The sequence below is a fragment of the Bacillus amyloliquefaciens DSM 7 = ATCC 23350 genome, assembly GCF_000196735.1.
Taxonomy (GTDB): Bacteria; Bacillota; Bacilli; order Bacillales; family Bacillaceae; genus Bacillus; species Bacillus amyloliquefaciens.
In genome coordinates, this window is sequence record NC_014551.1 from 3,923,448 (window position 1) to 3,949,207 (window position 25,760).

Consider the following 25,760-nt stretch of genomic DNA (forward strand, 5'->3'; position numbering starts at 1 on the left):
TGTCCGGAGAACCGTATCGTGGCGGCCCTCCGAGGACAAATAAGGAGTTAGCAATAACGCTAAAGTAAATCAATGACCCGTACGGGATTCGAACCCGTGTTACCGCCGTGAAAGGGCGGTGTCTTAACCGCTTGACCAACGGGCCATAAAAAGTGGTGAGCCATGAAGGACTCGAACCTTCGACCCTCTGATTAAAAGTCAGATGCTCTACCAACTGAGCTAATGGCTCTTGATGTGTCGGATTATGTATCATAGAGCATTCAGACAAAAGCTTTCTTGCAGTACTCTATTGAAGCTGTTCCGTAACAACGAGATTTATAATATCATAGAACATTCGAAAGTGGCAACTACTTTTTTGAAAAAAAACTATTATTTTTTTCCCACATGAAAAAACAAGCCTCCGGTCACGGAGGCTTGTCTGCTGCAAAACCTTAGTTAGCGCGGTATACACTGCGGATGACGTTCGTTTGTGAACGGTCAGGACCGACAGAGAAAATAGAAAGCGGAATACCTGTCAGCTGAGACACGCGTTCCAAATAGTGGCGCGCATTTTCAGGAAGATCGCTTAATGTTTTTGCGCCTGTGATATCTTCCGTCCAGCCAGGCATTTCTTCATACACCGGTTCACACTCTGCAAGAGCTTTCAGACTTGCCGGGAATTCTTCAATCACTTCACCTTTGTAGCGGTAAGCGACACAGATTTTCAAGGTCTCAATGCCTGTCAGCACATCGATTGAGTTCAGAGAAAGATCTGTGATTCCGCTGACGCGGCGGGCATGGCGGACAACAACGCTGTCAAACCAGCCGACACGGCGCGGGCGGCCTGTCGTTGTGCCGTATTCGCGTCCGACTTCACGGATTTGATCTCCGATTTCATCTTTCAGCTCAGTTGGGAAAGGACCGTCACCGACACGGGTTGTGTACGCTTTAGATACACCAACGACGTGCTGGATTTTTGTCGGGCCTACGCCTGAACCGATCGTCACCCCTCCGGCGACCGGGTTGGATGAAGTAACAAACGGGTATGTTCCTTGGTCGATATCAAGCATGACCCCTTGAGCGCCTTCAAATAAGACACGGCGGCCTTCATCCAGCGCGTCATTCAGGACGACGGATGTATCGCATACATACTTTTTAATCTGCTGGCCGTATTCATAATACTCATCCAGAATATCTTCAATTTTGAAGCCTTCCGTTTCATACATTTTTTCAAGCAGACGGTTTTTCTCTTCTAGGTTCCGTTCAAGCTTTTCTGCAAACACGTCTCGATCTAACAGGTCTGCGATCCGGATGCCGATCCGTGCCGCTTTGTCCATATAAGCAGGTCCGATTCCTTTTTTCGTTGTGCCGATCTTGTTGGCCCCTTTGCGTTCTTCCTCTACCTCATCCAGTTTCAGATGGTACGGGAGAATCACATGAGCTCTGTTGCTGATTTTCAAGTTATCCGTGCTCACATTGCGTTCATGAAGATACGCAAGCTCCGTTACGAGCGCTTTCGGATCAACAACCATTCCGTTCCCGATGACACACGCTTTTTCTTTATAAAAAATTCCTGACGGGATTAAATGAAGCTTGTACGTGACTCCATCAAACTTGATGGTATGTCCTGCATTGTTTCCGCCTTGATAACGTGCGATCACTTCTGCATTTTCTGACAGGAAATCTGTAATTTTACCTTTTCCTTCATCGCCCCACTGCGTACCTACTACGACTACTGAAGACATATATCCGTGCACCTCCGTTAACCTTTCAAAACGATATCTCATTCAAACAAATTAAGTGTATCAGTGCCGATGCAGAAAGTCAATCCTAAATCCGAACATTAAAATCTTATCATTCTATATTTGTTCGCCTTAATCTCAATTAAAAGCGTTTTCTCTTTCATTTGTTATCTATTACTCACGAAACTTTCACGCTTTAACAAGAAAAAGAACCCGTAATCCGGGTTCCTCGGACAGCGGCTTATATTCCGCTTGTATTCATCAAGACGATCCGCCAGCCGTCAGGATCTTCGATGGTCACGCCTTTTTCTCCCCAATACGGGTTTTCGGGTTCTTTCTCTTCATATCCCATCTGCTTTAATTTCGTGCTGATGCGGATGAGCTCCTGCTGATCCGGGATGTAGAAGACAAGCAGGCTGTCGCCGTGCGGAACGGGCGCCGGCTGGGATGCGCCGGTTTCTTCAGTGAATTCTAAGTGATATTGGGTATGGGGCAGGCCGAACATGACGCCACTGTAGCCCTCATGGCCGGAAAAGCTGCCGACCCTTTTCAGTCCGAGGCCTTCTTCATAAAACCTGATGATTTCTTTGAGCTGTCCGGTCGGCCGGGCGATCCGGATTTGCGCCGCTTGAAATTGCGGAAATTCAATTGTCATCATCATTCCTCCCTTGATGTCATTATATAAAAGCGCTTTCCTTTTTTCGTCTGCCGAACGGTTGTCATTCTCTCGTTCTTTCGGATGAAAAAAGCCTCAAGACATCGCTTGAGGCTTTACGCACCTGCCGGAACACCGCCGTCATCAAAGCGCCTTTCCAGGTTTACGAACTTATTGTATTCTTTCACAAAAGCCAATGAAACGGTTCCCACCGGGCCGTTACGCTGTTTGGCAATAATGATTTCGATGATGTTTTTGTTTTCGGATTCTTTATCATAGTAATCATCACGATACAGGAAGGCGACGATGTCGGCATCCTGCTCAATACTTCCTGACTCACGGATATCTGACATCATCGGACGTTTATCCTGCCGCTGCTCAACACCCCGGGAGAGCTGAGACAGAGCGATGACCGGAACTTCAAGCTCCCGTGCCAGCGCTTTTAGCGCCCGTGAAATTTCCGATACCTCTTGCTGGCGGTTGTCGCTTGAACGGCCGCTTCCTTGAATGAGCTGCAAGTAGTCAATTAAAATCATGCCCAAGCCGTTCTCCTGCTTCAGTCTGCGGCATTTTGAACGGATTTCGCTGACACGGATGCCGGGGGTGTCATCTATAAAGATACCGCTGTTTGACAGGCTTCCCATCGCCATCGTCAGCTTACCCCAATCCTCTTCCGTCAGATTTCCCGTTCTGAGATTTTGGGCGTTAATATTCCCTTCGGCGCAGAGCATACGCATGACAAGCTGCTCAGCACCCATCTCCAGACTGAATATCGCGACGCTCTCATCCGTTTTGGTGGCCACGTTTTGCGCAATATTTAAGGCAAACGCCGTTTTCCCCACGGACGGACGGGCTGCGACAATGATCAAATCATTCCGCTGAAAGCCCGCCGTCATCCGGTCAAGCTCGATAAAACCAGTCGGAATCCCGGTAATATCGCCTTTCCGGTTGTGAAGCTGCTCAATGTTGTCGTATGTTTGCACGAGCACGTCTTTAATATTTTGGAAGGCGCCCGAATTTTTTCGCTGCGCGACCTCCATAATCGTTTTTTCCGCATCGCTTAATAAATCTTCAACTTCATCTTCGCGTGTATACCCGTCTTGGGCGATCGTGGTCGCCGTTCTGATTAAACGGCGGAGAATCGATTTTTCCTCAACGATTTTCGCGTAATATTCTATATTAGCCGCTGTCGGAACGGAATTCGCGATGTCCGTCAGGTACGAGACGCCCCCCACCTCTTCTAACAGGTCGGTATTCGCAAGCTCTGACGTTACCGTGATCAAATCAACCGGTTCGCCGCGATCTCCGAGCACGAGCATGGCATTATAAATTTTTTGATGTGACATTCTGTAGAAATCATCCGGAATCAACACTTCAGAAGCCAGTGTCAACGCAGACGGCTGTAAAAAAACAGCACCTAACACGGCCTGCTCAGCTTCTATGTTTTGCGGCGGCAGCCGATCATTCAGAAGGTCTGTCATGCTAAGCACCGTCCTCTCCTTAAAAAATATCCAAACTCCATTTTACCATTTCTCATGAAAAAGAATAGAAAAATATCGCTTTCCCTGTATTTGTCAGACTATGGATATGTGTTTCACCGTTCCGAATGCCGGGAAACACATAAATAAATCGATACCAGGAGGGGAAAAAAGATGAAAACATATGCAGTAACACCAAGTGTTGATGCGGACGGATGGTTTGTGAAGGCAGAAAATGTGGCGCCGACGGCTCTTTGTACATCAAAGGACGCGGCGATCGAAAAAGCGGAGCAGATGGCGAAAGAGAACAGCCCGGCTAAGCTTGTCATTTATGATCAGCATAAAAACATTGAAGAGGAACGTTCCTTTTAAGAAAAGCCTTCGCCCGTGCGAGGGCTTTTCTCATTCAATGAAGCGAATACGCAGCACTGTCTGCGCCATGAGATCGGCCGTTTTTTGATACAGATCCCATTCTTCACAGGCGGCAAATACTTTCATCATTTCCTGCAAGGTCTGTTTCAGCAAGATAAATTCGTCAATTGTCCGCAGTTCTGCGGCTTTTTTCTGATAATCAGCCAGCTTCATCTGTAATAACATTAATGGCGATTGCATAAAAAACCTCCCCCATTCTGTTATAACGCCCGGCTTTTCAAACCTCCATTTCTTTGTCATATCCTCTTACGATCGATTTTTGATTTTAGTACAATAAAGAAACGGAAGGAGTGATAACATGAAACCGCTGCAAATTTCCGCCGAAACGGCACAAAAGCTTGCAGAATCACTGAACATGCCGTTTGAGAGAATCATGCACATGCCTCAGCACATTCTGCTTGCCAAATTAGCTGAAGTCCAAAAAGAGAACGAACACAAATAAAGGCTGCTCTCTCATATATATGTGCGGGAGGCGGAAGCGATGGCTTTCCGCCTCTTTTTTTATAGAGAAAATTCCGGTGAAACATTCGTTATCGTTTATTCATATACGCTGAGGGAAAAGTGAAGGGCTTCTTATTATCCGGAAACAATTCAGGCAAAAGCTTGTCTCTTCGATTAAAAAGAACGGTACCAAAAATCTCAGCTGACCAATACTGCAGCACCGGAAAAGAGGCCGGATATCGAACGCCGGCCTTTTATCTGCTCTTGAAACACCTGTCATGCCTGCGCCTATAATATGGAACCTTTTATAAAAATGATTGATAAATACTGTCTATTTTTGAAACCATGATGTCCTGACGCAGATGCTGACTGGCATAAGATTTTGCTTCTTTTCCGAGCCGTTCTCTGAGAGACTGATCCGTAATCAATGACACGAGGGCAGCAGCAAGCTCGCGGCTATTGCCGGGCTGACAGATAAGCCCTGTTTTCTCATGCCGGATCATTTCAGGAATTCCTCCGCATTCAGAGGTGATAATGGCTTTACCGGAAAACATAGCTTCGATGACCGCTATGGGGAAATTATCATTCAATGTGGGCAGCACAAAAATAGACGATTCAGCCAAAAGATCCGGCACATCACGTCGTTTTCCGAGGAAGAACACATTTGAAAGACCCAATTTCCGTCTCTTCTCTTCCAGAAACCCCCGCATTTTCCCGTCTCCGATTATCCAAATTTCGGCTCCCGATAAATGCTGCCGAATTTGCGCGAGGGCATCCAGCAGCACACCATGCCCTTTTCGCTCGGTCAGACGTGAAACACACACAATCACGAGCTTTTCAGTACGTTTCGGCTTGGGTGCATCCTGGACGTGAATGCCGGTATAAACAGTCGTCAGCTGTGTTTCCTTCGCGCCGTACTCCAGTAAAGGCGCGTGAAAGGAGTCACTGATGGTAATGATTTTATCCGAAGCCCGAATGCCCTGTTTTTCTATTTCAGTGAAGTATGCCTCTTCAATTGAACCCTTTTGGATTTTATGAAACTTCATCCGGCTTTTCGTAAAATGTCCGTGAGGCGTGAAGAAAAGAGGACGCCGATATGTTCGATTAAGGTATCCCAGCAAAAATACCGCAAATAAATCCTGCGCGTGAAACAGATCATATTGTTCTAAATCTTTTTCCTTCAAAAATCTTTGAAAGACATGTAAATAGCTGAGATTCTTCACAAGCTTTTCGTTTGCGGCGCCGTATCTGCCGAGAAGAAACGCTCTGACTTCATCAGCGGCCCGCGGGATATCTTCCTGAAAAAATGAAGGCGGCATTTGGAGCGGCGAGATGACATCCGCATGATGACCGATGCGCTCAAAACCTGTCTTAACGGACGTGATATAACTCGCCAATCCTCCGACATTCGGGTAACGGAGAAAGGTTGCGTACAAAATGCGCAATGGCTTCTTTCTTTTGGGGGAGCTTTTTCCTTCCGAACAAAATGAACGCAGCATCCCTTGCTCACTTTGAGGTTCGATTCCGTAAAATTGATCCATGACGCGCAACAAGGCAAGAGGCACCATCTCTTCTCTCAAATCCGCTCCCCCCTCTCAAACCTATAAACCTAATTCCCGCCCCCATTGTGACACTTTGTCTACATGATACGGGAGCAGCTCTCCTCCCCGATTGTCGAAGATTCTCCGCAATTGGGTATGAAGCCCTTTCTCAAGTGTCCTCTGCAAATAAGACATTTTATAAAGCGTCATAGGTGGGGTCTGAAAATGAATGCCCCGCTTTTTCATTTCTTTCGTATACACTTTTACGCAATACGTCCGAATGTCTTCCGCGTGCGGGCTCCAATCTTTTCTGAAGCCAAGCAGAATTTCAACCAGCACCGTCATATCAAACCAAACCGGCGCGTATTTTGCTGATTCCCAATCGATGAATTGAATATCCCACGGTTCATGGCCGGACGCATCGTGGGTGCAAATATTCTGCATATGAAGGTCGCCATGTGTAATGGCTGAGCCGTTTTGCATCAATTCAGGGGAAAAATCCGGCCCTTTTCGCTCCAGCAGGTTTGCGATTTGCCGGTAATGAGGCTTTACGATATCCTTTGTTCGATCATCTTTGAGGGCCCGATCCAGTAATTCCGCTGTCTTTTTGATCTGCTTTTTACGCCCCTTCCTCATGGTTTCCGATTCATATACCGGCAGCCATGACCGCCATTTCCCGTCAGAAATTTTCTTGTTTTCAAAGGTGCGGCTGTGCAGTTCAGCAACAGACGGAATAATATACCGAAAATGCTTAGGATGAAATGTAAGCTGTCCCCTGATCTGGCTGACAAACTCCATAAATATCCACGTTTCCCGGCCGTTTTCTTCTATAAGATATATGTCCGGCATCAAATCCCCTAAGACGGCACGGGCTTTACTGTACATATTAATCTCGGCCTTGTTTTTGTCACGGGAGGATTTATACACCTTCAAAATCAGCGGGACGGTGCCGGATTTCTTTTTCACAAGCAGTTTATAAATGGCGCTTCTGTCTGTTGTTTTCAGGCATGTGATGTCATCCGGGTTCACAGCCGCCTTTTCGCCAAATGAATGCGACAGTTTTTCGTCAATTCTCAGTTTCTGAAATGCTTCATACAAAATATCCTTTTCAGACATGCTGATCTTCCTTCCGCTTCCGTTTCCAGCTGTTTTTGAGATGGGACCAAGTGTTTCTGATAAACGGCATTGGGTCATTCCAAGCAAAAAGAGCATACTCCTTTTTTCCTTTACACCCTTTCCAGAAATCCCGGAACGTCATTTCTCCTCTTTTTCGTTTCTTCAAAAACGTTAAGAAGTAACGCACCTCATAAATCCAATTGATTCCCTCTTTTTGCTCGAGCTGAGGCTTCACATGCTGTCCGGTCAAATACTGATAGTACATGTAAACAAAATGAACGCCTGCCGGTTCTGTCAGACTATGGCTGAGCCAAAAGCGCGGATTAATTTCTATGAATTTGTAAACATTGTCACGGGGGTCCTTTTTAAATTCCGCCATGCCTACTCCTTTCAGCTGAATCGCTTCAAAAAACGGCAGGGTCTTCTCAATTAATTCAGGAATCCGTTTGCTCACGACATGAGCTCCCGCGCCAAAATCAGCAGGGAATTGATGGTTTTTTTGCAGAGAAAATAAGCCCATTAATTTCATTTGGTCATCATAAAAAGTGGCGACTTTATAAAAACAATGATTGTCTCCGGGAATGATTTCCTGCACGAGCAGTTTTCCATTTTCTCTGTAGGAGCTGAACTCCTTGCGCAATTGTGCCGCATCCTTCATCACAATTGCTTTCTTGTTTACTTTTTTCCTGTATTCATGGCCGGACACCGGTTTTAAAATACACGGAAACTCAATATTGGCGATGGCCTCTTCCAATTCATCCTGATTGTTCGGAAAAAAGGTTTTCGGGCAGGGGATGTTATGCTTCAACGCCAGTTCATATGCTTTGCTTTTATCTAAAACCGTTTCTAACAGAGAGTGGCTCGGAAGCAAAAATAAAAAAAAACCGGCTAATGTTTTGCGGAATTTAGATATAAATCCCGCATAATCATCAGATCCTGCGTACAGAACCGGTTTTGCTTGAAATCGCTTCCCGAAATCAGTCAGAAATGACAGAAGTTCTTCCTCTTGTGTTAAAGGACTGGGACATATCCCGCAATCTGCTAATCTTGATTTTCCGATACGATAAGGTCCCTCCGTGTCAAACGCGTAAACATCTATTCCTCTTCGGGCCAGGCTTCGAATCATCCCGATCCCGTTTGCACTGAAATCAAGTACAACGGCCGCATGTTCATGTTTCATGATTTCCCTCCGAGTTTGATGGTATTTTGATAAATGGATTCGATATTTTTTATCATCGTCTCACTGCTTAAATATTTCTCTGCGTAGGCCTTTGCATTTAAAGCAGCTCTCTGCCGCGCAGGTTTGTTATAGATAAAAAACGCTAATGCCCGGGCAAGATCCTTTGCATTGCCCGGCTCGACAATAAGCCCCGTTTTGTTATGGCGGATCAGATCCGGGATGCCGCCGCAATCGGTCGCGATGATGGCCGAGCCGCTGAACATCGCTTCAATAATAGAAATGGGCAGACTATCATTAATGGTCGGCAGTACGAATATGTCCGTCCCTTCCAAAATAGCGGGAACATCATCTCTTTTTCCTAAAAAGGAGACCATTGATAGTTTCAGTTTTCGAGCCTGTTCCTCCAGAGCGCTCCTTCTCTCTCCGTCGCCCACGATCAGCACTTCTACATGATCAAGTACATTAGCCGGAATTCGAGAAAGTGCGTCCAGCAAATGATTATGCCCTTTTCTCGGGCCTAATCTCGCAATACATGAGATGATGATTTTATTTTTCGGTAACGGCGTTTTCTTTTTCAAGCCTGTTTTTGCATCGTAATCGATTCCTGTGACCACCGTTGTCATGTCTTCCTGTACGGCTCCAAGCTTCATCAGCGGGCTGCGAAACGTATCGCTGATAATAATCAGGCGATCTGAGTATTCAATGGCTTTCATCTCTAGTTTTTTGTAATAAGCCTCTTCTACCGAGCCTTTTTTAAATATGTGAAATTTAAGTCTGTTGAAAGTAAACATGCCATGCGGTGTAAACAATAAAGGTTTTTTATAGATGCGGTTGAATCTGCCTAATATATTGGCTGTAAATAAATCCTGAGCATGAAACACATCATATTTTCCCAGATTCATCTTTTGAAGCATTTGCTCATATATGAACATCAGCCGATTATTTCTCAAAATATGATCGTTATAATCCCCGTATCTGTCTCTAAAGAAATCTTTTAATAACGGAACAACAGCCGTCCGCAGTTTTTTTACTTTTGCGGAAGGAAACTGATTGGGGGATATGATATCCACCTTATGGCCTCTCCTTTTCAGTCCCTCACTAAGTGTTTTAATATAGTTGGATAAACCGCCGGTGTGCGGGTAGTCCCAAAATGTGGCAATCAGGATGGATAACTTCTTTTTCTTCCTGTATACTCGCGGAATACGATGTGACTGTTTCATCTGGGTCTTGATTGCTGTCTTTTTTTGCGGGCGTGTTTTGACCCCGTAGTACTGATCAAGCGTCTGGACCATATATGGATATGGGATGGTAAACATCTCGTTCATTTCCAGATCCTCCGTACGACTTCAAATGCCTCGGCGTATTCTACGCCCGCTGTCATCCCTCTGACTCTTCCTAAATGTTTAACGCCTTCATATGAACGGGGATGAGGAAAATCCCTCATTTCTACGTCATAGTGGTGAAGCGCCGCAAGTTTGTCGTCCATCGTCTCTGTGATATCAACGAAGTAATTGGGCTTGAAGAGTTTATCAGCCGTATTCCTCTCCCACTCGCTTGAAGACAGCGTTTCAAACGTAAGCAGTTCAATAGGCTTTTGATTCGGAAGAGGTCTGGCGGCTGTCAAAACTGCTTGGAATGTTCTCTGGTGGTCCATATTGATATCACCGTAATGATGAGTAAAGATTTTATCAGGCTGATAGACGCGAATGAGCTGTTCTAATTCTTTGACAAGCTTATGAAGAGGGATACATTCAAGTTCTAAATTCGTATGCTCTAAAAAGATGACTTTCTCAATTCCGAGCTCTTGATTCGCCCGTAATTGCTTAATGTGATGCGCTTCTTCTTTTCTGCCTAATGCCGTAATAATGGAAATCACTTTATATCCTTCATTGATCAGCCGTTTTATGGTGCCTGCTGACCCCAATAGTTCATCATCAGGATGAGCACCGATGACCATAATGTATTCTTCCATTTTTTCCACACTCCACCAAACAAATGTTACAAGTATCATATGACGACCCCAAAAAAAGGAAACTTACATGTGCGGATTTTCAGAAACTTGCATGTGCAGCTGCCATTCCAGGTAACGTGACGGATCTAATTTTTTCACGGTGGTCAAAAACTCAGCCGCCAAGCCGTATTTTTCCAGCCCTTTTAACAGTTTTACGGGCACTCGGGCATCGGAAGAAAAGGCTCTTTTATGGTCGATGACTTTAAGTTCACCGTCTTCGTTGATCAGAATGTGCCTGATTTCGGCATCCCATCTGGTAAAACCGAGATCCTTTAATTCATCCAGCATATTTAAAACAGCAGCTGTCAGTTCTGCGGATAGAGATTTTTCTGTTTTGATATGGCTGGCAAGGGAGGTGCCTTGGACATATTCCATCACAATATAATGATCTCCGTATTCATGCAGTCTTGGAATCACCGGTGAAACTTGTCCGATCTGAAAAGCGGCCAATTCCTTCTTGCATGTCTCTTCTTCAAAAAAATATTTTATACATTGGTTAGGTGTTAAGAGGTAGACTTCCCCGTCTTTTCCCTTGCCGATCAGCGGATAGTCCTCCAGCACCTTTTTATTCTCAGAGTTTTGAAAGAAGTTTTCAGAAAAAAATCGCTTCATACCGACACATCCTTCGTTATGATGTAATATAATATGCAATTTGATAACCTTCGGATATGAAACATTCTTATCATTTTCTTGCGATGCGCCTCTGATGACATAAAAAAAACCCGCCGGATCGGCGGGTTTTTCATTTGATATTACGCTTCTTCTTTTACGTGAACCTTCAGCACGGCCTGAACCTCAGGATGCAGCTTTACAGGCACATTTGTATATCCCAGTGTACGGATACCGTCTTGAAGCTCCAGTTTCCGTTTATCCACTTTAATTTTATGCGTTTTTTGCAGCGCTTCTGCAATCTGTTTGCTTGTGACAGATCCGAATAGGCGGCCGCCTTCACCGGATTTGGCACTCAGCTCAACAGTCAGCTGTTCAAGCGTTTCTTTTAAGTCTTTCGCTCTTTCAAGCTCAGCAATCGCTTCTTTTTTCTCTTTTTCTTTCTGTCCTTTCAATGCGCTCACGTTTGTCGCATTTGCTTCGACAGCGAGACCTTTTTTAATGAGAAAGTTATGTGCATAACCGTCTGCTACGTTTTTCATTTCCCCTTTTTTTCCTTTACCTTTTACATCTTGTAAGAAAATAACCTTCATCTCTGAACGCCTCCCTCAAAATATTCATCAATGGCTTCCTTCAGCCGGACAAGCGCTTCGGAAACAGAAATGCCCGATAACTGGGTCGCCGCATTGGTTAAATGCCCTCCGCCGTCCAGCGCCTCCATAATAATCTGCACATTGACCTCGCCAAGCGATCTCGCACTGATGCACACCGTATGTTCATCCCGTCTGGCTACGGCAAATGAAGCTTCCACTTCACTCATCGATAAGAGGGAATCGGCCGCCTGCGCAATCAGCACCTGGTCAAAGTACTCCTCTTCGTTCTCAGGTAGAGAAGCAATCGCGATATTTTCTTTATATAGAGATGTATGCTGGATCAGCTTCGCCCGCTTGATATAAGAACCGACCGATTCTTTGAGGACTTTCTGCACCAGAACCGTATCTGCGCCTTTCGCTCTTAAATAAGAAGCGGCGTCGAACGTCCGCGAGCCCGTGCGAAGGGAAAAGCTCTTCGTATCCACTATTATACCAGCTAACAAGGCCGTCGCTTCAATCATATTGATTTTGAGCCGCTTCGGCTGGTACTCAAGCAGCTCCGTCACGAGTTCCGCGGTGGATGAAGCGTATGGCTCCATATAAACGAGCAGCGGATCTTTAATAAATTCCTCGCCTCTTCGGTGGTGGTCAATCACAACGATGTGCTCGATTTTGTTCACGAGACGCTCTTCCATCACAAAGGACGGTTTATGTGTATCCACGACGACAAGCAGCGTGTCATCATTTGAAATTTCCATCGCCTCTTCCGGCGTGATAAACCGCGACCACAGCTCTTCGTATTTTTTAATTTCTTCAATCAGGCGCTGAACACTTGATCCGATCTGGTTCGGATCAATGACGATGTAGCCTTCCTTGCCGTTGGCTTGCGCCACCTTCAATATTCCGATTGCGGCTCCGACTGCGTCCATGTCAGGAAATTTATGCCCCATGATAATGACATTGCTGCTTTCTGATACAATTTCCTTGAGCGCGTGGGAAATCACCCGTGCACGCACCCTTGTGCGCTTCTCCATCGGATTCGTTTTGCCGCCGTAAAATTTCACCTTGCCGTTCGGCATTTTGATCGCCACTTGGTCGCCTCCGCGGCCGAGAGCCAGATCGAGACTGGACTGCGCCAGATCTCCAAGCTCCTTCAAGGAAGAAACCGATGCGCCGATGCCGATGCTGAGGGTCAAAGATACAGTGTGAACGGATGTTTTTTCACGGATTTCATCCAAAATCGAAAACTTCGCGTTTTCAAGCTCCGTTAATATGTGTTCATTTAACACTGCGATAAACCGCTCCGAGGACGTCCGCTTCAGGAAAATGCCGTACTCCTGCGCCCATGCATTTAATAATGAGGTGACCTGGCTGTTCATCGTGCTTCTCGTTTGGTCATCCAGCCCCTGCGTGACATCATCGTAATTATCTAAAAAGACATATGCCAGCACGGTTCTCTCATTTTCGTACTGCTTTTCAATCTCAATCTGTTCTGTCACATCAAAGAAATAAAGCAAGCGCTCATCTCTTTTAATCACCACTTTAAATTTCCGCTCATTCAAGGTGATCGTTTCCGAATCGACCTCCTGCTTGATCAGCGGCACGACGGCCTCACATGTGTCATACAGCGAGCGCCCGACGAGCGTGCTTTCATTAAAGCAGGAAGACAAAAACGGATTCGCCCACTCAATGTAATATTGATCATTAAACAGCATAATCCCGATAGGCATTTCCATTAATGCCTCTTCGCCTACTTTTTTCAATCTATACGATAACGTGGAGATATAATCGTCAATTTCTCTTCTGATCAGAGAATCCGCACGCTTAATGAAAAACAAGATCACGGCGAGCAGCACAACGCCGACGGCTCCTATCACCCAGTTAAAGTAGATGCTGATGAGGATTATGATGATTGATAATGCAATCAATGCATAGATGGGATACCGAAACAACGGTTTTTCATAAAAACTAGGCATTTCTATCAACTCCCCACCTGTAAGTCACACTCAATTTCGCGTCACCTTATTTCTTATGTTAAAGCCTATGTCAATGATGCCTAAGAGGAGATACACGGACAGGATGAACGGAAAAAGCACACCCAGCACAATCGCTAATACAGGAACGGCTTTTGGCATCTCCATCTCATGACAGTAGAAAAAAATAAACGCTAATCCTTGAATACAAATCAGCAAGCTGAGAATAAATCCCCCATTCAATGAAACCGAATACAGCATATGCCCTTTTTCCAAATGCAGAAACCCTAATATCGTCACAATAAAGTACAGAATGACAACGCTTTGCGGGAGTTTGAGCTCTCTAAAAGGCTTCATCTTCGGAAGATCGGGGTAGAATCGCCTTAAAAGCGGCCTTGCCATCGCATAACTGATGAAAGCAAAAACAACGCCGATCAATACGAGCGCGGCCGGAAAAAGATATTGAAGCGTGCTCAGCTGATTTTCCATCAGTTTCATCTGCTTCCCGAACTGATCTCCGTAACCCAGCTGCTTTGACATGGCATCTGCCATAGACAGCGATTCCCGAAGCTGAGACATGGTGTTATCAACCACATTCATATTAAGAAACACGATGCTGACTACAAAAAAAACGACGCCGCACAGCACATACGCCAAAGCGCCGGATGCAACCGCATAAACGGGCTGTTTCTTTTTAAAGTAATATCCCATAGCGATTCCCGTACAGACCGCCGTAAAAGCGCCTGTAAGCCCGGCAAACGAACTCACAATAAAACTGACAGGAAGGCTGGCAAGACCCATCCATACCCCCGGCTTCAGACCGTGCCTAATGGTGTAAAGAATGATCGGCAGCGGCAAAGCAAAGAGAAGAATCGCCCCCAGTAAAGGGAGGTACACGACCAAAAGGGAAATGATTGCAAAAATACTGATCAAAATGGCGCCTTCTATTAGAGCCCTTGTATTTTTCACTTACTCACCTCAAACCTTGTATCATTCTGAACATACGAATAGAAAAGAGCAGCTTAGACGACTGCTCTTTTGACGCCGCAATGTCTCTTTCAAGACCTGAATTTTCCATAAACTCTCCAAAATACACGTATATATTTTAACATAAGTCAAAATCGTAAGTAAAATGAGCGCGGGCAGCCGCAATGTTCCATGTGAAACATAGAAACAGATAAACGGACATCCCCGTGAAAGAATGCCCGTTGTATCAGTGATCCTGATCATCCATGAAACCAGAAGTATCTTTGTTTTTCTTTTTGGTTTTTCGTACATATAACAAGACGATAACGATAAGTAAGAGAGTGGTTGCCTGTAAAACACCGCTGCTGAAAAGGAAGAAGTTCTTTATCATGTCCCACATATAGTTTCACCTCTGTTTCGTATTTCCTTTACATTGATTTTCCCTTTCTGGAAACTTCAAAACATCAGGAACAACATCGGAACCGGGGCATATGCTGATAGTGAAAATGAAGGATAAAGGAGATTCTTACAACATGACTGAGCGGAGAACATTAGCATGGCATGAAACGTTAGAATTGCACGAGTTAGTCGCTTTCCAGGCAAACGGACTTGTGAAATTAAAAAGAACAGAACGGGAAGTCAGCGATGCCAGACTAAAACAGCTTTACAGATTTTCCATCCATTCGCTGGAACAAAATCTGCGTGAGCTGCTTCCTTTCTTCCCTGAAGCACCCGGCTTTCGTGAAGATGAAACAGAAGAGCGCGCTGATTCCTCCTTTTACAGCGGCGGCCTGCTGAGCATGGCCAAAACGTCCGTGCGCAATTACGCTGGAGCCATTACAGAGACGGCCACACCTCAATTAAGGACCGTCTTCGTCAAGCACTTAAACGCGGCCATCAAGTGGCATCAAATGGTCTTTGAGTATATGGAAGAACACGGTCATTATCCGGCTCATAACCTGAGTGAATTACTGAAAAACGACTTTCGCAACGCCAGAAAGGCCATCGCGATGAAATAAAAAAAAGCAGCAAGGAATGTCATCCTTTGCTGCTTCTTATTTTTGAACGGACTGATCTCGAGGAGACGTTTTTTCCCGGTATGTCTCAAGAAACTCCCGGTTGGCATCTCCCCATTCCTTCATCTGCAGCACGATCGGTTCAAGCGACCTGCCGAATTCGGTCAGTGAATACTCCACCTTTGGAGGCACCTGCTGATACACCTCGCGATGCACGATGCCGTCCGCCTCAAGCTCACGAAGCTGAAGCGTCAGCATACGCTGCGTAATGCTGGGACAAATGCGCCGAAATTCATTAAACCGCTTTTTTCCGCCGATCATATGATAAAACAAAATGCCCTTCCACTTTCCGCCGATAACGGAAAGCGTCAGCTCAACCGGACAACCTTCTTTATTCGGATATATGTTCATTTTTCATCCTCCATAGTACCTTTTTTGATACTATATGCTGATTAGCATCTGACTTACCCAGTATTTTACTCGCAATCATCTCTCCCTCTCAACAAAAACGCTTCTTTTTCACATCAATTTTTAAGGTTTTGAAGATTACACCCTCCGCAAGACGTGTTAAACTATAAAAAGATTGTTTACACTACAAAAAAGGACAAGGAGTTATTATGGAAAAAATTCTTATTTTCGGACATCAAAACCCAGACACAGATACCATTTGCTCTGCCATTGCCTACGCTGATCTAAAAAATAAACTCGGCTTCAACGCTGAGCCTGTCCGTCTCGGACAAGTCAACGGCGAAACACAATACGCGCTTGATTATTTCAAGCAGGAAAGCCCGCGTTTCGTGGAAACAGCCGCAAACGAAGTAAACGGCGTCATCCTTGTTGACCACAATGAACGCCAGCAAAGCATTAAGGATATCGAAGACGTTCAGGTTCTTGAAGTGATCGACCACCACCGTATCGCTAACTTCGAAACAGCGGAACCTCTTTACTACCGTGCTGAGCCAGTCGGCTGTACGGCTACAATCTTAAACAAAATGTACAAAGAAAATAACGTGAAAATCGAGAAAGAAATTGCGGGCCTCATGCTGTCAGCAATTATTTCTGACTCTCTGTTATTTAAATCTCCGACTTGCACAGAGCAAGATATCGCGGCGGCAAAAGAGCTTGCTGAAATTGCCGGCGTAGATGCGGAAGAGTACGGCTTAAACATGCTGAAAGCAGGCGCGGACTTAAGCAAGAAAACTGTGGAAGAGCTGATTTCTCTTGATGCGAAAGAGTTCACACTCGGCAGCAAAAAAGTCGAAATCGCCCAAGTTAACACAGTTGATATTGAAGATGTCAAAAAGCGTCAGCCGGAATTAGAAGCGGCTCTTTCAAAAGTAATTGCTGAGAAAAACCTTGATCTGTTCCTTCTTGTAATTACGGACATTTTGGAAAACGATTCTCTAGCGCTTGCCATCGGTGATCAAGCGCCAAAAGTGGAGAAAGCGTTCGACGTCACGTTAGAAAACAACACGGCTCTTTTGAGAGGCGTTGTATCCAGAAAGAAACAAGTCGTTCCTGTTTTAACAGATGCGATTGCAGAATAACCAAAACACCCCGGACACCTGCCGGGGTGTTTTTTTATAGCATCGCGATTTTGTAAGCGCATACTCTGACAAATCACTTTGACGCATTTTGATATGTGGTATATAATATATCACACACAAAGCGCACTTTTTCTAATTATTGTAAATCAGCGCAACAACAACAGAATCGGGGGTTTATACGCTGGAAAAACACGCTTCTCTTTCTTATTCACGAACAACAGGAATTTGGCTTGTGCTTACAGGTGCTATCTTATGGGGTGTCTCAGGGACGGTTGCCCAGTATCTGTTTCAGCACCGCCATTTTAATACAGAATGGCTGACTTCAGTGCGCCTGCTTCTGTCAGGCGTACTTCTGCTCGGGATTGCGTACCGAAAAGAAAAAGGGCGCATATGGGCCGTTTGGAAAGACAAGCAGGACAGAATTCCTCTTCTCTTATTCGGGATTTTCGGAATGTTAGGCGTTCAATACACCTATTTTGCGGCAATTGAGTACGGCAACGCGGCCACCGCTACCGTTCTCCAATATTTAGGGCCGGCCATTATTACTTGCTTTTTAGCGATCCGCGCAAAGAGAATTCCTTCAGGAAAAGAACTGATGGCTGTCTTATTAGCGGTTGCAGGCACATTTATTTTGGTCACACACGGGAATGTCGGCAGCCTGTCTATATCCGGTCTGGCTGTTTTTTGGGGCATCAGCTCGGCATTTGCGCTGGCGTTTTACACCCTCCAGCCGCATCGGCTTTTGAAGAAATGGGGCTCCGCCATTATTGTCGGATGGGGCATGCTGATCGGCGGAGCCGTTCTCAGCCTGATTCAGCCGCCTTGGAAGTTTGAAGGCCAATGGTCGTTGTCCGCATATGCCGCGATCGTGTTTATCATCATTTTCGGAACGCTCATCGCTTTTTATTGCTATTTGGAAAGCCTGAAATATCTGAGTGCCTCTGAAACCAGCCTCCTCGCCTGTGCAGAGCCGCTGTCAGCAGCTTTTTTAGCGGTGATCTGGCTGCATGTTCCCTTCGGAATATCAGAATGGCTGGGTACTTTACTGATTTTAGCCACCATCGCTTTATTATCTATCAAGAAAAAATAACCTCTCTTTTTTAGAGAGGTTTTTCCCTAGGCCTGAAGCACCCTTTAGTCTCAATTACCCATAAATTAAAAGGCCTTTTTTCGTTTTACTATCATTCAAAAGAGGAAAATAGACCAGTTGTCAATAGAATCAGAGTCTAATAGAATGAGGTCGAAAAGTAAATCACGCAGGATTGTTACTGATAAAGCAGGCAAGACCTAAAATGTGTTAAGGGCAAAGTGTATTCTTTGGCGTCATCCCTTACATATTTTGGGTCTTTTTTTCTGTAACAAACCTGCCATCCATGAATTCGGGAGGATCGAAACGGCAGATCGCAAAAAACAGTACATACAGAAGGAGACATGAACATGAACATCAAAAAAATTGTAAAACAAGCCACAGTTCTGACTTTTACGACTGCACTTCTGGCAGGAGGAGCGACTCAAGCCTTCGCGAAAGAAAATAACCAAAAAGCATACAAAGAAACGTACGGCGTCTCTCATATTACACGCCATGATATGCTGCAGATCCCTAAACAGCAGCAAAACGAAAAATACCAAGTGCCTCAATTCGATCAATCAACGATTAAAAATATTGAGTCTGCAAAAGGACTTGATGTGTGGGACAGCTGGCCGCTGCAAAACGCTGACGGAACAGTAGCTGAATACAACGGCTATCACGTTGTGTTTGCTCTTGCGGGAAGCCCGAAAGACGCTGATGACACATCAATCTACATGTTTTATCAAAAGGTCGGCGACAACTCAATCGACAGCTGGAAAAACGCGGGCCGTGTCTTTAAAGACAGCGATAAGTTCGACGCCAACGATCCGATCCTGAAAGATCAGACGCAAGAATGGTCCGGTTCTGCAACCTTTACATCTGACGGAAAAATCCGTTTATTCTACACTGACTATTCCGGTAAACATTACGGCAAACAAAGCCTGACAACAGCGCAGGTAAATGTGTCAAAATCTGATGACACACTCAAAATCAACGGAGTGGAAGATCACAAAACGATTTTTGACGGAGACGGAAAAACATATCAGAACGTTCAGCAGTTTATCGATGAAGGCAATTATACATCCGGCGACAACCATACGCTGAGAGACCCTCACTACGTTGAAGACAAAGGCCATAAATACCTTGTATTCGAAGCCAACACGGGAACAGAAAACGGATACCAAGGCGAAGAATCTTTATTTAACAAAGCGTACTACGGCGGCGGCACGAACTTCTTCCGTAAAGAAAGCCAGAAGCTTCAGCAGAGCGCTAAAAAACGCGATGCTGAGTTAGCGAACGGCGCCCTCGGTATCATAGAGTTAAATAATGATTACACATTGAAAAAAGTAATGAAGCCGCTGATCACTTCAAACACGGTAACTGATGAAATCGAGCGCGCGAATGTTTTCAAAATGAACGGCAAATGGTACTTGTTCACTGATTCACGCGGTTCAAAAATGACGATCGATGGTATTAACTCAAACGATATTTACATGCTTGGTTATGTATCAAACTCTTTAACCGGCCCTTACAAGCCGCTGAACAAAACAGGGCTTGTGCTGCAAATGGGTCTTGATCCAAACGATGTGACATTCACTTACTCTCACTTCGCAGTGCCGCAAGCCAAAGGCAACAATGTGGTTATCACAAGCTACATGACAAACAGAGGCTTCTTCGAGGATAAAAAGGCAACATTTGCGCCAAGCTTCTTAATGAACATCAAAGGCAATAAAACATCCGTTGTCAAAAACAGCATCCTGGAGCAAGGACAGCTGACAGTCAACTAATAACAGCAAAAAGAAAATGCCGATACTTCATTGGCATTTTCTTTTATTTCTCAACAAGATGGTGAATTCAACTATGGCACGAAAATGGCCCATTGCAATATTGATCTTTCTGGGTGCGTTCCTGTTTGTCGGATTACTGCCGGACAAAAACCACAATTCCTCTGAAACAAACACGGCGCATAAGACGGATTACCGGGCGGCGTATCATTTTACGACCCCGGACAAATGGAAAAACGACCCTCAAAAACCGATTTTTTTCGAGGGGAAATATCATTACTACTATCTTTATAATCGGGACTATCCGAACGGCAACGGCACAGAATGGCGGCACGCCGTATCAGAGGACTTGGTGCACTGGACGGATGAAGGCACGGCTATTCCGAAATACACCAACCAAAACGGCGATATATGGTCCGGTTCTGTCGTCATTGATAAGCACAACACGGCAGGCTTCGGCGAAAACGCACTGGTCGCCGTAACAACACAGCCGACTGCCAAAACACAAGCACAGGAACAATATTTATGGTACAGCACGGATAAAGGAAAAACATTTACATCCTATAGTGATCAGCCCGTTATGAAAAACCCTGGCACTAAGGATTTCCGGGACCCGAAAGTGATCTGGGATGAGCAGGATGACAAATGGGTGATGGCCATGGCCGAAGGCGAAAAAATCGGTTTTTATGAATCACCCGATTTAAAAAATTGGCAATACACGGGCGGTTTTATCACGCAGGAGATCGGCCTCGTCGAATGCCCCGACCTTTATATGATGCGTGCAGATGACGGAACGACCAAGTGGATTCTCGGCGCAAGCGCAAACGGCAAACCTCAGGGCAAACCGAATACGTACGCTTATTGGACCGGAAACTTTGACGGGAAAGAATTTACTGCCGATCAAGCAGAACCGCAATGGCTCGATTACGGCTTTGACTGGTACGGCGGCGTCACATTTGAAGACGGCAACAGCAAAGATCCGCTGACAAAACGCTATGCGCTGGCATGGATGAACAATTGGGATTATCCGGATGAAACACCGACAATAAAGAACGGCTTTAACGGCACGGATTCTATCGTTCGTGAAATCCGCCTTCAGCAGCAGGACAGCGGCACATACAGCCTGATGTCAGAGCCGGTTGAAGCATTGAACCAATTAACCTCTTCAACTGACAGCATTGAAGACAAACAGGTGAACGGTTCTGAGACACTGCCGATCAAGGGTGATACGTATCAGCTTGATATGGATATCGCTTGGTCTGATATCAAAAATGCAGGCGTCAGACTCAGAGAATCAGCAGACCAAAAGCGGCATATTGATGTCGGTATTTCAACAGAAGACGGCTATGCCTATGTGAACAGATCGTTTACAGACCAGCCTGATAAAACCGGAACATACGCCGAAAGCAAAGCGCCATTCGACGGCAACAAGGGCCGCGTCCACCTGAAAATTCTCGTGGATAAAACAAGTATTGAAGTATTTGCAGACGACGGAAAAACCGTCCTGACCAATGAAGTGTTCCCAAAAGCCGAAGATCAGGGCATTACCCTCTTTTCTGAAGGCGGTACCGCTGACTTTCAGCATATTGAGATGAAGCATCTCGGTTCGATTCATCCTTAGGCTCCCTCTTCATTTCTTATCAGCGTCCGGACTGTGTTAAAATGCAGATATGTATATTACGATTCATGAGGTGTTCCATTGGATAATCAAAACAAAGAACCTGTGCTGAAAAGAACCATCATGCGGGACGAAGTGTATCACACGCTCAGAAACTGGATCATAACGGGCAAGCTCAAACCGGAAACAAAGTTAAAGGACAAGGAACTGTCAGAAACATTAGGAATCAGCCGCACCCCGATACGAGAAGCGTTATTGCGATTGGAAGATGACGGCTTGGTAATAACAAAGGCAAACAGATGGACGCTTGTCGCTCCGATTGAGGTAAAAGAAGCGGAAAACTTATATTCCATTGTCTGGACGCTTGAAAAACTCGCAATGCAGCAAGCCCTCCCTCATATGGACGCTGCAGTGATTCAGGAATTAAAACAGCTTAATGAGGATCTGCTTCAAACGATGAAAGACGGCGATAAAATGGCCATTCTGGAAGCGGATAATGCATTTCATCATCGCATCATTCTGCTTGCGGACAACGTTGAGCTTCACAAATTGCTTGTCAGCCTGAAAGTAAAAATTCAGAGAATGGAAATCCGCTATTTCAGTGAGAACGACGCGTTAAACAGATCATATAACGAACACTCTGATATCATTCACGCATTAGAACAGCAGGATGACGGCGCTGCCCTAGCAGCGCTTGAGGCAAATTGGAAATACAGTTTAGAACGCCTGCAAAACATGTAATAGCGAAACGAAAAATCCAAATCATATGATTTGGATTTTTTCACAAGACAGCCGCGCTGGCTGTCTTGTTTACTTTTTGTTTATATATAAATAAATACCGTAATCCGTCGGCACAGAAGCATACCCCATCTGTCTGAGCATGGCTGTTATATTCCCGCGATGATACGTTCCGTGGTTCACAACATGGAGAACCATATCGGCCGCCGCGGTTTTCATAATGTCACCTGATGGATGCTCTATTTCAAGGGGAAGGCTGATATTTTCTTCTTTTTGCAAAAATAGTTGATATCGGTCTGATAATTCCAAAAACATATCTTCCAGCTCTTCTATCTCTTTAGACAAGATCTCCTCTTTTTGCTGATCAGCTGATTTCAGCGTATCCTCCAGACGCTCTCCGGAGAACACATCAAACCATCCCTTATCCGACAAATACACATGAGTCAATACATCGGCTATCGATGGAAAGACACTTTGAATCTCCTTACGGTACACATCCTCCGGAAGCTCTTTAAGCCGGGTGAATATTTGCTGATTTGCCCAAAGATGATAATCATACAATTGCAGTGCCGGATGTCCCACAAAACCCTCTCCTCTCTCGATATAGAACGTACGTTCTTAATTATACCACGCTACATACGACTTTGTACCGTTTTCTTCATTTGCAGCTGCGAAAATCCGATAATAACCGAAAATAATAAAAGAAGACCCGCGCCGACATAAATAAACCGCACGCCGAATACATCCGAGATAACCCCCGTTCCGATAATGGAAAACATAAAGATAAACTGAACTAAAGCTGATCTCGCCGCTAATATATTGACTCGTGTCTGTTCGGTCGTGATGTTTTGAAGAAATGTTTCCTGTGTCAGATCTCTTAATACACAAGCGGGCCCCATGCACAGCACCAGAAAGAGGGCCAGAACGGCGCTGCTGATCAGTCCATAAATAAAAGTGAACATTCCATATGCCAGGGCTCCCGTCAGCATAAACGGAATGAGGTTGCGCTCAAACTTACCGGATAACCTATATATGATCAATCCGCCCAGCATCGTCCCGGCATAATAGACTCCGTTCACGTATCCCCACCACGCTTCTCCTTTATGAAGTACATCATGCACATACGTTAAGGACACAGACCCGATCCATATCATGCCCGCCCACGATTCGATCACATCCATCACAATGAGGATTCTCAGCTGTTTTTGCCGAAATAAATACGCCCAGCCGCTTGCCGCACTTGCAAAAAGTGAACGTCTCCTGACTGCTTCCGGCGGAGCGCACATGTGCACTTGAAGAAACAGAATGATGCCCAAAACCGAAGAAACCAGTAACATGACAGTGATGATAATCGTATAGCTTTCTCCCAAAAACGCGATGATGACGCCACCCAAAGACCAGCCCGCAAACTGAACGGTCTGATCAGCCGCAGATAATAAGCCGTTCGCTTTTACCCTTTGATCAGGGGGAATGATTTCTCCGATCAGCGCGCTTTTTACCGGAGCGAACCATCCGTTGCAAAAAGAAATCCCTCCGATCAGACAAAACAGCAGAAAAAAGAAAGCGGATGAACCGGTTTGGATGACATAAAACAAACAGACTAACAGTATCACCTGTATCAATTGAGAACCGATCAGCAAAGACCGAAGCGTGAACCGGCCGGTAACCAGCGGCAAAACGGCGCTGCCCAATACGCGAAATACAATGCTGACGAACGTCATAAGAGAGGCCATCGCCGTCGAACCGGTTTTTGTAAACAAAAACAAGATGACAGCCATCGTATAAAGGGAGAACCCCAAGTTGACAGCGGTCTGGCTGTATAAAATAGAATAATACGCTCTCCTCATATTCATCCTCTGCAAAACCCCCGCTCCCTGATTATGTAAATCATACCATAACCGCTGACCAGCAATCTTATAAAAACACAGATTGACATGGAGTCCGCTCCATCTATTAAGCTTTTATGAGCAGAGAGATTCCCTGCCGCAAAAACAAGCCGATGCTTACGCGCATCGGCTTTAAAATTAACCCCAAAATCATCTCAAGAACCAGCGACACAAAGGCCCCGTCCAAGGGAACCTTCCATTTTTCACCGTAATATAAGGCAAAACGGAGAAACCAAATCCGCTCACCATTCCACAGTTCCAATGTTTGTAAATGGAGATACGTTCCTCCAATAAAGAATGATAAAAAGGGCTTCCTTCCCGGAAGCCCTCACTCCGTCTGCTTACGCCAATAAAAGAAAAATAAGCGCTAAAACAGCCGGAAGTCCTTGTTTTACGATAATTGATTTGTTTGAAGTAAAGCCTCCGAAAATGGCCGCTATGACCACACAAATGACGAAAAACATTTGAATCATATGACCAACCGGATCAGCTCCGAGGATCAGCCCCCAAATGAGGCCGGCAGCCAGAAATCCATTATACAGACCTTGATTTGCAAACATGACCGCTACATTCCGATCACCTTCTAAATGCTTCGGCAAATTGAAAGACCGCTTGGCAGCCTTCGAATTGATAAAAAACATTTCAAGTATCATGATAAATACATGTTCTAAGGCTACGATTCCGACTAAAACAGCTGCAATAATGTCCACTGTCTCTCTCCTCTCAGCTTTACTTCAAAATTATTTCCATTGTGCGATCGTTTCGATAGGGAGACGGTAGGAAGCATATCCTTCGTCCGCCGCTTTTCCGATTGACAAAAGCATAACCGGTACATAACGGTCTTTTTCCAGTCCGAAAACGTCGGCGATCTTTTCTTTGTCGTAGCCGCCGATCGGGTTTGTGTCATAGCCGTGCGCGCGGGCCGTAAGCATCAGCTGCATGGAAACGAGACCTCCGTCAATCAGAATGGTTTCACGGTTCACTTGCTCCGGCAGTTTTTCAAAATGTGCCGTCAAAGCAGCAATTTGTCTGTCTTTTACTTCCTGCGGCATATAGCCCAGTTCGACTGCTTTTGAATAAATTTCTTCTAAATATTCATCATTCTTCATATCTGCAAAAACCGCGATAACCGCAGAAGATGTGCTGACTTGTGTTTGGTTAAAGCTTGCAAGCGGTGCGAGTTTTTCTTTTCCTTCCGGGCTGTCAATTACGAGAAAGCGCCACGGCTGCGCGTTGACTGAAGACGGCGCTGTCGTTGCTTCTTCCAGGATCTGAGTCATTTCTTCTTTGCTGATTTTTACGGCCGGATCATAATTCCGAATAGAACGGCGGCCTTTCATAATGTCCATAAAATCGTTTGTTTTCAGTTCTGTTTTCATGTGTAAA

Annotated in this window: 27 protein-coding genes and 2 tRNA genes; 8 read left to right on the top strand and 21 right to left on the bottom strand. The window is 45.2% G+C overall.

Translation table 11 applies throughout. The features are described 5' to 3' along the window. Positions 1 to 73: 73 nt before the first annotated feature. The 5 genes from BAMF_RS40125 to dnaB form a co-directional block, all read right to left on the bottom strand. Positions 74 to 145: transfer RNA gene (locus BAMF_RS40125), tRNA-Glu, on the bottom strand. A gap of 8 nt (positions 146 to 153) precedes the next feature. Further along, positions 154 to 229, bottom strand: a tRNA-Lys gene (locus tag BAMF_RS40130). Between the two features lie 202 nt (positions 230 to 431). Next, a complete protein-coding gene (locus BAMF_RS40135; protein ID WP_013354219.1) occupies positions 432 to 1,724 on the bottom strand; it encodes an adenylosuccinate synthase in 1,293 nt (430 codons plus the stop codon). Between the two features lie 238 nt (positions 1,725 to 1,962). Further along, positions 1,963 to 2,376, bottom strand: coding sequence for a VOC family protein (locus BAMF_RS40140; protein ID WP_041481687.1), 414 nt, complete (start codon positions 2,374 to 2,376; stop codon positions 1,963 to 1,965). Positions 2,377 to 2,492: 116 nt separating this feature from the next. Next, on the bottom strand, positions 2,493 to 3,857 hold the full coding sequence (gene dnaB / locus BAMF_RS40145; RefSeq protein WP_014471300.1) for a replicative DNA helicase: 1,365 nt from the start codon (positions 3,855 to 3,857) through the stop codon (positions 2,493 to 2,495). Positions 3,858 to 4,028: 171 nt separating this feature from the next. Between dnaB and BAMF_RS40150 the strand changes: the two genes are divergently transcribed. Continuing rightward, positions 4,029 to 4,226 carry a DUF2188 domain-containing protein gene (locus tag BAMF_RS40150; protein ID WP_013354222.1) on the top strand — a complete coding sequence of 66 codons (198 nt, stop codon included), beginning with the start codon at positions 4,029 to 4,031 and terminating at the stop codon, positions 4,224 to 4,226. Positions 4,227 to 4,256: 30 nt separating this feature from the next. Here BAMF_RS40150 and BAMF_RS40155 read toward each other — a convergent pair whose 3' ends face one another. Then, positions 4,257 to 4,466 carry a hypothetical protein gene (locus BAMF_RS40155; protein WP_013354223.1) on the bottom strand — a complete coding sequence of 70 codons (210 nt, stop codon included), beginning with the start codon at positions 4,464 to 4,466 and terminating at the stop codon, positions 4,257 to 4,259. 118 nt (positions 4,467 to 4,584) lie between these two features. Between BAMF_RS40155 and BAMF_RS41070 the strand changes: the two genes are divergently transcribed. Next, positions 4,585 to 4,728 carry a YycC family protein gene (locus tag BAMF_RS41070; protein WP_013354224.1) on the top strand — a complete coding sequence of 48 codons (144 nt, stop codon included), beginning with the start codon at positions 4,585 to 4,587 and terminating at the stop codon, positions 4,726 to 4,728. Positions 4,729 to 5,032: 304 nt separating this feature from the next. Here BAMF_RS41070 and BAMF_RS40160 read toward each other — a convergent pair whose 3' ends face one another. From BAMF_RS40160 to BAMF_RS41400, 10 genes are all read right to left on the bottom strand, one after another. Further along, entirely contained in the window at positions 5,033 to 6,295 is a 1,263-nt protein-coding gene (locus BAMF_RS40160; protein WP_088030706.1) for a glycosyltransferase family 4 protein, read from the bottom strand. A gap of 33 nt (positions 6,296 to 6,328) precedes the next feature. Then, complete coding sequence (locus BAMF_RS40165) at positions 6,329 to 7,384, bottom strand: phosphotransferase (protein WP_041481688.1); 1,056 nt, start codon at positions 7,382 to 7,384, stop codon at positions 6,329 to 6,331. Continuing rightward, complete coding sequence (locus tag BAMF_RS40170) at positions 7,377 to 8,564, bottom strand: carboxylate--amine ligase (RefSeq protein WP_013354227.1); 1,188 nt, start codon at positions 8,562 to 8,564, stop codon at positions 7,377 to 7,379. Before BAMF_RS40170 ends, BAMF_RS40165 begins: the two co-directional genes overlap by 8 nt. After that, positions 8,561 to 9,889, bottom strand: a complete 1,329-nt coding sequence (locus BAMF_RS40175) for a glycosyltransferase family 4 protein (protein ID WP_013354228.1) — start codon at positions 9,887 to 9,889, stop codon at positions 8,561 to 8,563. The genes BAMF_RS40170 and BAMF_RS40175 overlap by 4 nt, the downstream gene beginning before the upstream one ends. Continuing rightward, positions 9,886 to 10,536: a PIG-L deacetylase family protein gene (locus tag BAMF_RS40180; RefSeq protein WP_041481689.1), complete on the bottom strand. Its 651-nt coding sequence runs from the start codon at positions 10,534 to 10,536 to the stop codon at positions 9,886 to 9,888. Before BAMF_RS40180 ends, BAMF_RS40175 begins: the two co-directional genes overlap by 4 nt. A 63-nt stretch (positions 10,537 to 10,599) precedes the next feature. Further along, entirely contained in the window at positions 10,600 to 11,187 is a 588-nt protein-coding gene (locus BAMF_RS40185; protein WP_013354230.1) for a serine/threonine-protein kinase, read from the bottom strand. Positions 11,188 to 11,327: 140 nt separating this feature from the next. After that, positions 11,328 to 11,777 carry a 50S ribosomal protein L9 gene (gene rplI, locus BAMF_RS40190; RefSeq protein ID WP_013354231.1) on the bottom strand — a complete coding sequence of 150 codons (450 nt, stop codon included), beginning with the start codon at positions 11,775 to 11,777 and terminating at the stop codon, positions 11,328 to 11,330. Beyond that, complete coding sequence (locus BAMF_RS40195; RefSeq protein ID WP_013354232.1) at positions 11,774 to 13,753, bottom strand: DHH family phosphoesterase; 1,980 nt, start codon at positions 13,751 to 13,753, stop codon at positions 11,774 to 11,776. Before BAMF_RS40195 ends, rplI begins: the two co-directional genes overlap by 4 nt. A gap of 30 nt (positions 13,754 to 13,783) precedes the next feature. Continuing rightward, positions 13,784 to 14,719 (bottom strand): YybS family protein, encoded by a 936-nt coding sequence (locus BAMF_RS40200; RefSeq protein ID WP_013354233.1) that lies wholly within the window; start codon positions 14,717 to 14,719, stop codon positions 13,784 to 13,786. A 244-nt stretch (positions 14,720 to 14,963) separates the two neighbouring features. After that, on the bottom strand, positions 14,964 to 15,116 hold the full coding sequence (locus BAMF_RS41400) for a hypothetical protein (protein ID WP_013354234.1): 153 nt from the start codon (positions 15,114 to 15,116) through the stop codon (positions 14,964 to 14,966). 133 nt (positions 15,117 to 15,249) lie between these two features. Between BAMF_RS41400 and BAMF_RS40210 the strand changes: the two genes are divergently transcribed. Then, positions 15,250 to 15,735, top strand: a complete 486-nt coding sequence (locus BAMF_RS40210; protein WP_013354235.1) for a spore coat protein — start codon at positions 15,250 to 15,252, stop codon at positions 15,733 to 15,735. Positions 15,736 to 15,771: 36 nt separating this feature from the next. Here BAMF_RS40210 and BAMF_RS40215 read toward each other — a convergent pair whose 3' ends face one another. Beyond that, entirely contained in the window at positions 15,772 to 16,143 is a 372-nt protein-coding gene (locus BAMF_RS40215; RefSeq protein WP_013354236.1) for a winged helix-turn-helix transcriptional regulator, read from the bottom strand. A gap of 206 nt (positions 16,144 to 16,349) precedes the next feature. On the opposite strand from BAMF_RS40215, the gene BAMF_RS40220 reads away from it, so the two are divergent. The 5 genes from BAMF_RS40220 (at position 16,350) to BAMF_RS40240 (ending at position 22,491) form a co-directional block, all read left to right on the top strand. Beyond that, positions 16,350 to 17,279, top strand: coding sequence for a manganese-dependent inorganic pyrophosphatase (locus tag BAMF_RS40220; protein WP_013354237.1), 930 nt, complete (start codon positions 16,350 to 16,352; stop codon positions 17,277 to 17,279). A 181-nt stretch (positions 17,280 to 17,460) separates the two neighbouring features. Continuing rightward, positions 17,461 to 18,369: a DMT family transporter gene (locus BAMF_RS40225; RefSeq protein WP_258565402.1), complete on the top strand. Its 909-nt coding sequence runs from the start codon at positions 17,461 to 17,463 to the stop codon at positions 18,367 to 18,369. A gap of 347 nt (positions 18,370 to 18,716) precedes the next feature. After that, entirely contained in the window at positions 18,717 to 20,135 is a 1,419-nt protein-coding gene (locus BAMF_RS40230) for a glycoside hydrolase family 68 protein (protein ID WP_013354239.1), read from the top strand. A 73-nt stretch (positions 20,136 to 20,208) separates the two neighbouring features. Continuing rightward, a complete protein-coding gene (locus tag BAMF_RS40235) occupies positions 20,209 to 21,753 on the top strand; it encodes a glycoside hydrolase family 32 protein (protein ID WP_013354240.1) in 1,545 nt (514 codons plus the stop codon). Between the two features lie 78 nt (positions 21,754 to 21,831). After that, positions 21,832 to 22,491, top strand: a complete 660-nt coding sequence (locus BAMF_RS40240; RefSeq protein ID WP_013354241.1) for a GntR family transcriptional regulator — start codon at positions 21,832 to 21,834, stop codon at positions 22,489 to 22,491. 69 nt (positions 22,492 to 22,560) lie between these two features. Here BAMF_RS40240 and BAMF_RS40245 read toward each other — a convergent pair whose 3' ends face one another. The 4 genes from BAMF_RS40245 to BAMF_RS40265 form a co-directional block, all read right to left on the bottom strand. Continuing rightward, on the bottom strand, positions 22,561 to 23,070 hold the full coding sequence (locus BAMF_RS40245; protein WP_013354242.1) for a DinB family protein: 510 nt from the start codon (positions 23,068 to 23,070) through the stop codon (positions 22,561 to 22,563). 50 nt (positions 23,071 to 23,120) lie between these two features. After that, positions 23,121 to 24,341 carry an MFS transporter gene (locus BAMF_RS40250; RefSeq protein WP_013354243.1) on the bottom strand — a complete coding sequence of 407 codons (1,221 nt, stop codon included), beginning with the start codon at positions 24,339 to 24,341 and terminating at the stop codon, positions 23,121 to 23,123. Positions 24,342 to 24,715: 374 nt separating this feature from the next. Next, positions 24,716 to 25,084, bottom strand: a complete 369-nt coding sequence (locus BAMF_RS40260; protein WP_013354244.1) for a DUF1304 domain-containing protein — start codon at positions 25,082 to 25,084, stop codon at positions 24,716 to 24,718. Between the two features lie 30 nt (positions 25,085 to 25,114). Continuing rightward, positions 25,115 to 25,753 carry a nitroreductase family protein gene (locus BAMF_RS40265; protein ID WP_013354245.1) on the bottom strand — a complete coding sequence of 213 codons (639 nt, stop codon included), beginning with the start codon at positions 25,751 to 25,753 and terminating at the stop codon, positions 25,115 to 25,117. Between the last annotated feature and the right edge of the window lie 7 nt (positions 25,754 to 25,760).

What these genes read in the sequence shown, in the direction of transcription:
- BAMF_RS40135 (WP_013354219.1), bottom strand. Translation starts at nt 1,724, where the DNA reads ATGTCTTCAGTAGTCGTAGTAGGTACGCAGTGGGGCGATGAAGGAAAA.
- BAMF_RS40140 (WP_041481687.1), bottom strand. Translation starts at nt 2,376, where the DNA reads ATGACAATTGAATTTCCGCAATTTCAAGCGGCGCAAATCCGGATCGCC.
- dnaB (WP_014471300.1), bottom strand. Translation starts at nt 3,857, where the DNA reads ATGACAGACCTTCTGAATGATCGGCTGCCGCCGCAAAACATAGAAGCT.
- BAMF_RS40150 (WP_013354222.1), top strand. Translation starts at nt 4,029, where the DNA reads ATGAAAACATATGCAGTAACACCAAGTGTTGATGCGGACGGATGGTTT.
- BAMF_RS40155 (WP_013354223.1), bottom strand. Translation starts at nt 4,466, where the DNA reads ATGCAATCGCCATTAATGTTATTACAGATGAAGCTGGCTGATTATCAG.
- BAMF_RS41070 (WP_013354224.1), top strand. Translation starts at nt 4,585, where the DNA reads ATGAAACCGCTGCAAATTTCCGCCGAAACGGCACAAAAGCTTGCAGAA.
- BAMF_RS40160 (WP_088030706.1), bottom strand. Translation starts at nt 6,295, where the DNA reads ATGGTGCCTCTTGCCTTGTTGCGCGTCATGGATCAATTTTACGGAATC.
- BAMF_RS40165 (WP_041481688.1), bottom strand. Translation starts at nt 7,384, where the DNA reads ATGTCTGAAAAGGATATTTTGTATGAAGCATTTCAGAAACTGAGAATT.
- BAMF_RS40170 (WP_013354227.1), bottom strand. Translation starts at nt 8,564, where the DNA reads ATGAAACATGAACATGCGGCCGTTGTACTTGATTTCAGTGCAAACGGG.
- BAMF_RS40175 (WP_013354228.1), bottom strand. Translation starts at nt 9,889, where the DNA reads ATGAACGAGATGTTTACCATCCCATATCCATATATGGTCCAGACGCTT.
- BAMF_RS40180 (WP_041481689.1), bottom strand. Translation starts at nt 10,536, where the DNA reads ATGGAAGAATACATTATGGTCATCGGTGCTCATCCTGATGATGAACTA.
- BAMF_RS40185 (WP_013354230.1), bottom strand. Translation starts at nt 11,187, where the DNA reads ATGAAGCGATTTTTTTCTGAAAACTTCTTTCAAAACTCTGAGAATAAA.
- rplI (WP_013354231.1), bottom strand. Translation starts at nt 11,777, where the DNA reads ATGAAGGTTATTTTCTTACAAGATGTAAAAGGTAAAGGAAAAAAAGGG.
- BAMF_RS40195 (WP_013354232.1), bottom strand. Translation starts at nt 13,753, where the DNA reads ATGCCTAGTTTTTATGAAAAACCGTTGTTTCGGTATCCCATCTATGCA.
- BAMF_RS41400 (WP_013354234.1), bottom strand. Translation starts at nt 15,116, where the DNA reads ATGTGGGACATGATAAAGAACTTCTTCCTTTTCAGCAGCGGTGTTTTA.
- BAMF_RS40210 (WP_013354235.1), top strand. Translation starts at nt 15,250, where the DNA reads ATGACTGAGCGGAGAACATTAGCATGGCATGAAACGTTAGAATTGCAC.
- BAMF_RS40215 (WP_013354236.1), bottom strand. Translation starts at nt 16,143, where the DNA reads ATGAACATATATCCGAATAAAGAAGGTTGTCCGGTTGAGCTGACGCTT.
- BAMF_RS40220 (WP_013354237.1), top strand. Translation starts at nt 16,350, where the DNA reads ATGGAAAAAATTCTTATTTTCGGACATCAAAACCCAGACACAGATACC.
- BAMF_RS40230 (WP_013354239.1), top strand. Translation starts at nt 18,717, where the DNA reads ATGAACATCAAAAAAATTGTAAAACAAGCCACAGTTCTGACTTTTACG.
- BAMF_RS40235 (WP_013354240.1), top strand. Translation starts at nt 20,209, where the DNA reads ATGGCACGAAAATGGCCCATTGCAATATTGATCTTTCTGGGTGCGTTC.
- BAMF_RS40250 (WP_013354243.1), bottom strand. Translation starts at nt 24,341, where the DNA reads ATGAATATGAGGAGAGCGTATTATTCTATTTTATACAGCCAGACCGCT.
- BAMF_RS40265 (WP_013354245.1), bottom strand. Translation starts at nt 25,753, where the DNA reads ATGAAAACAGAACTGAAAACAAACGATTTTATGGACATTATGAAAGGC.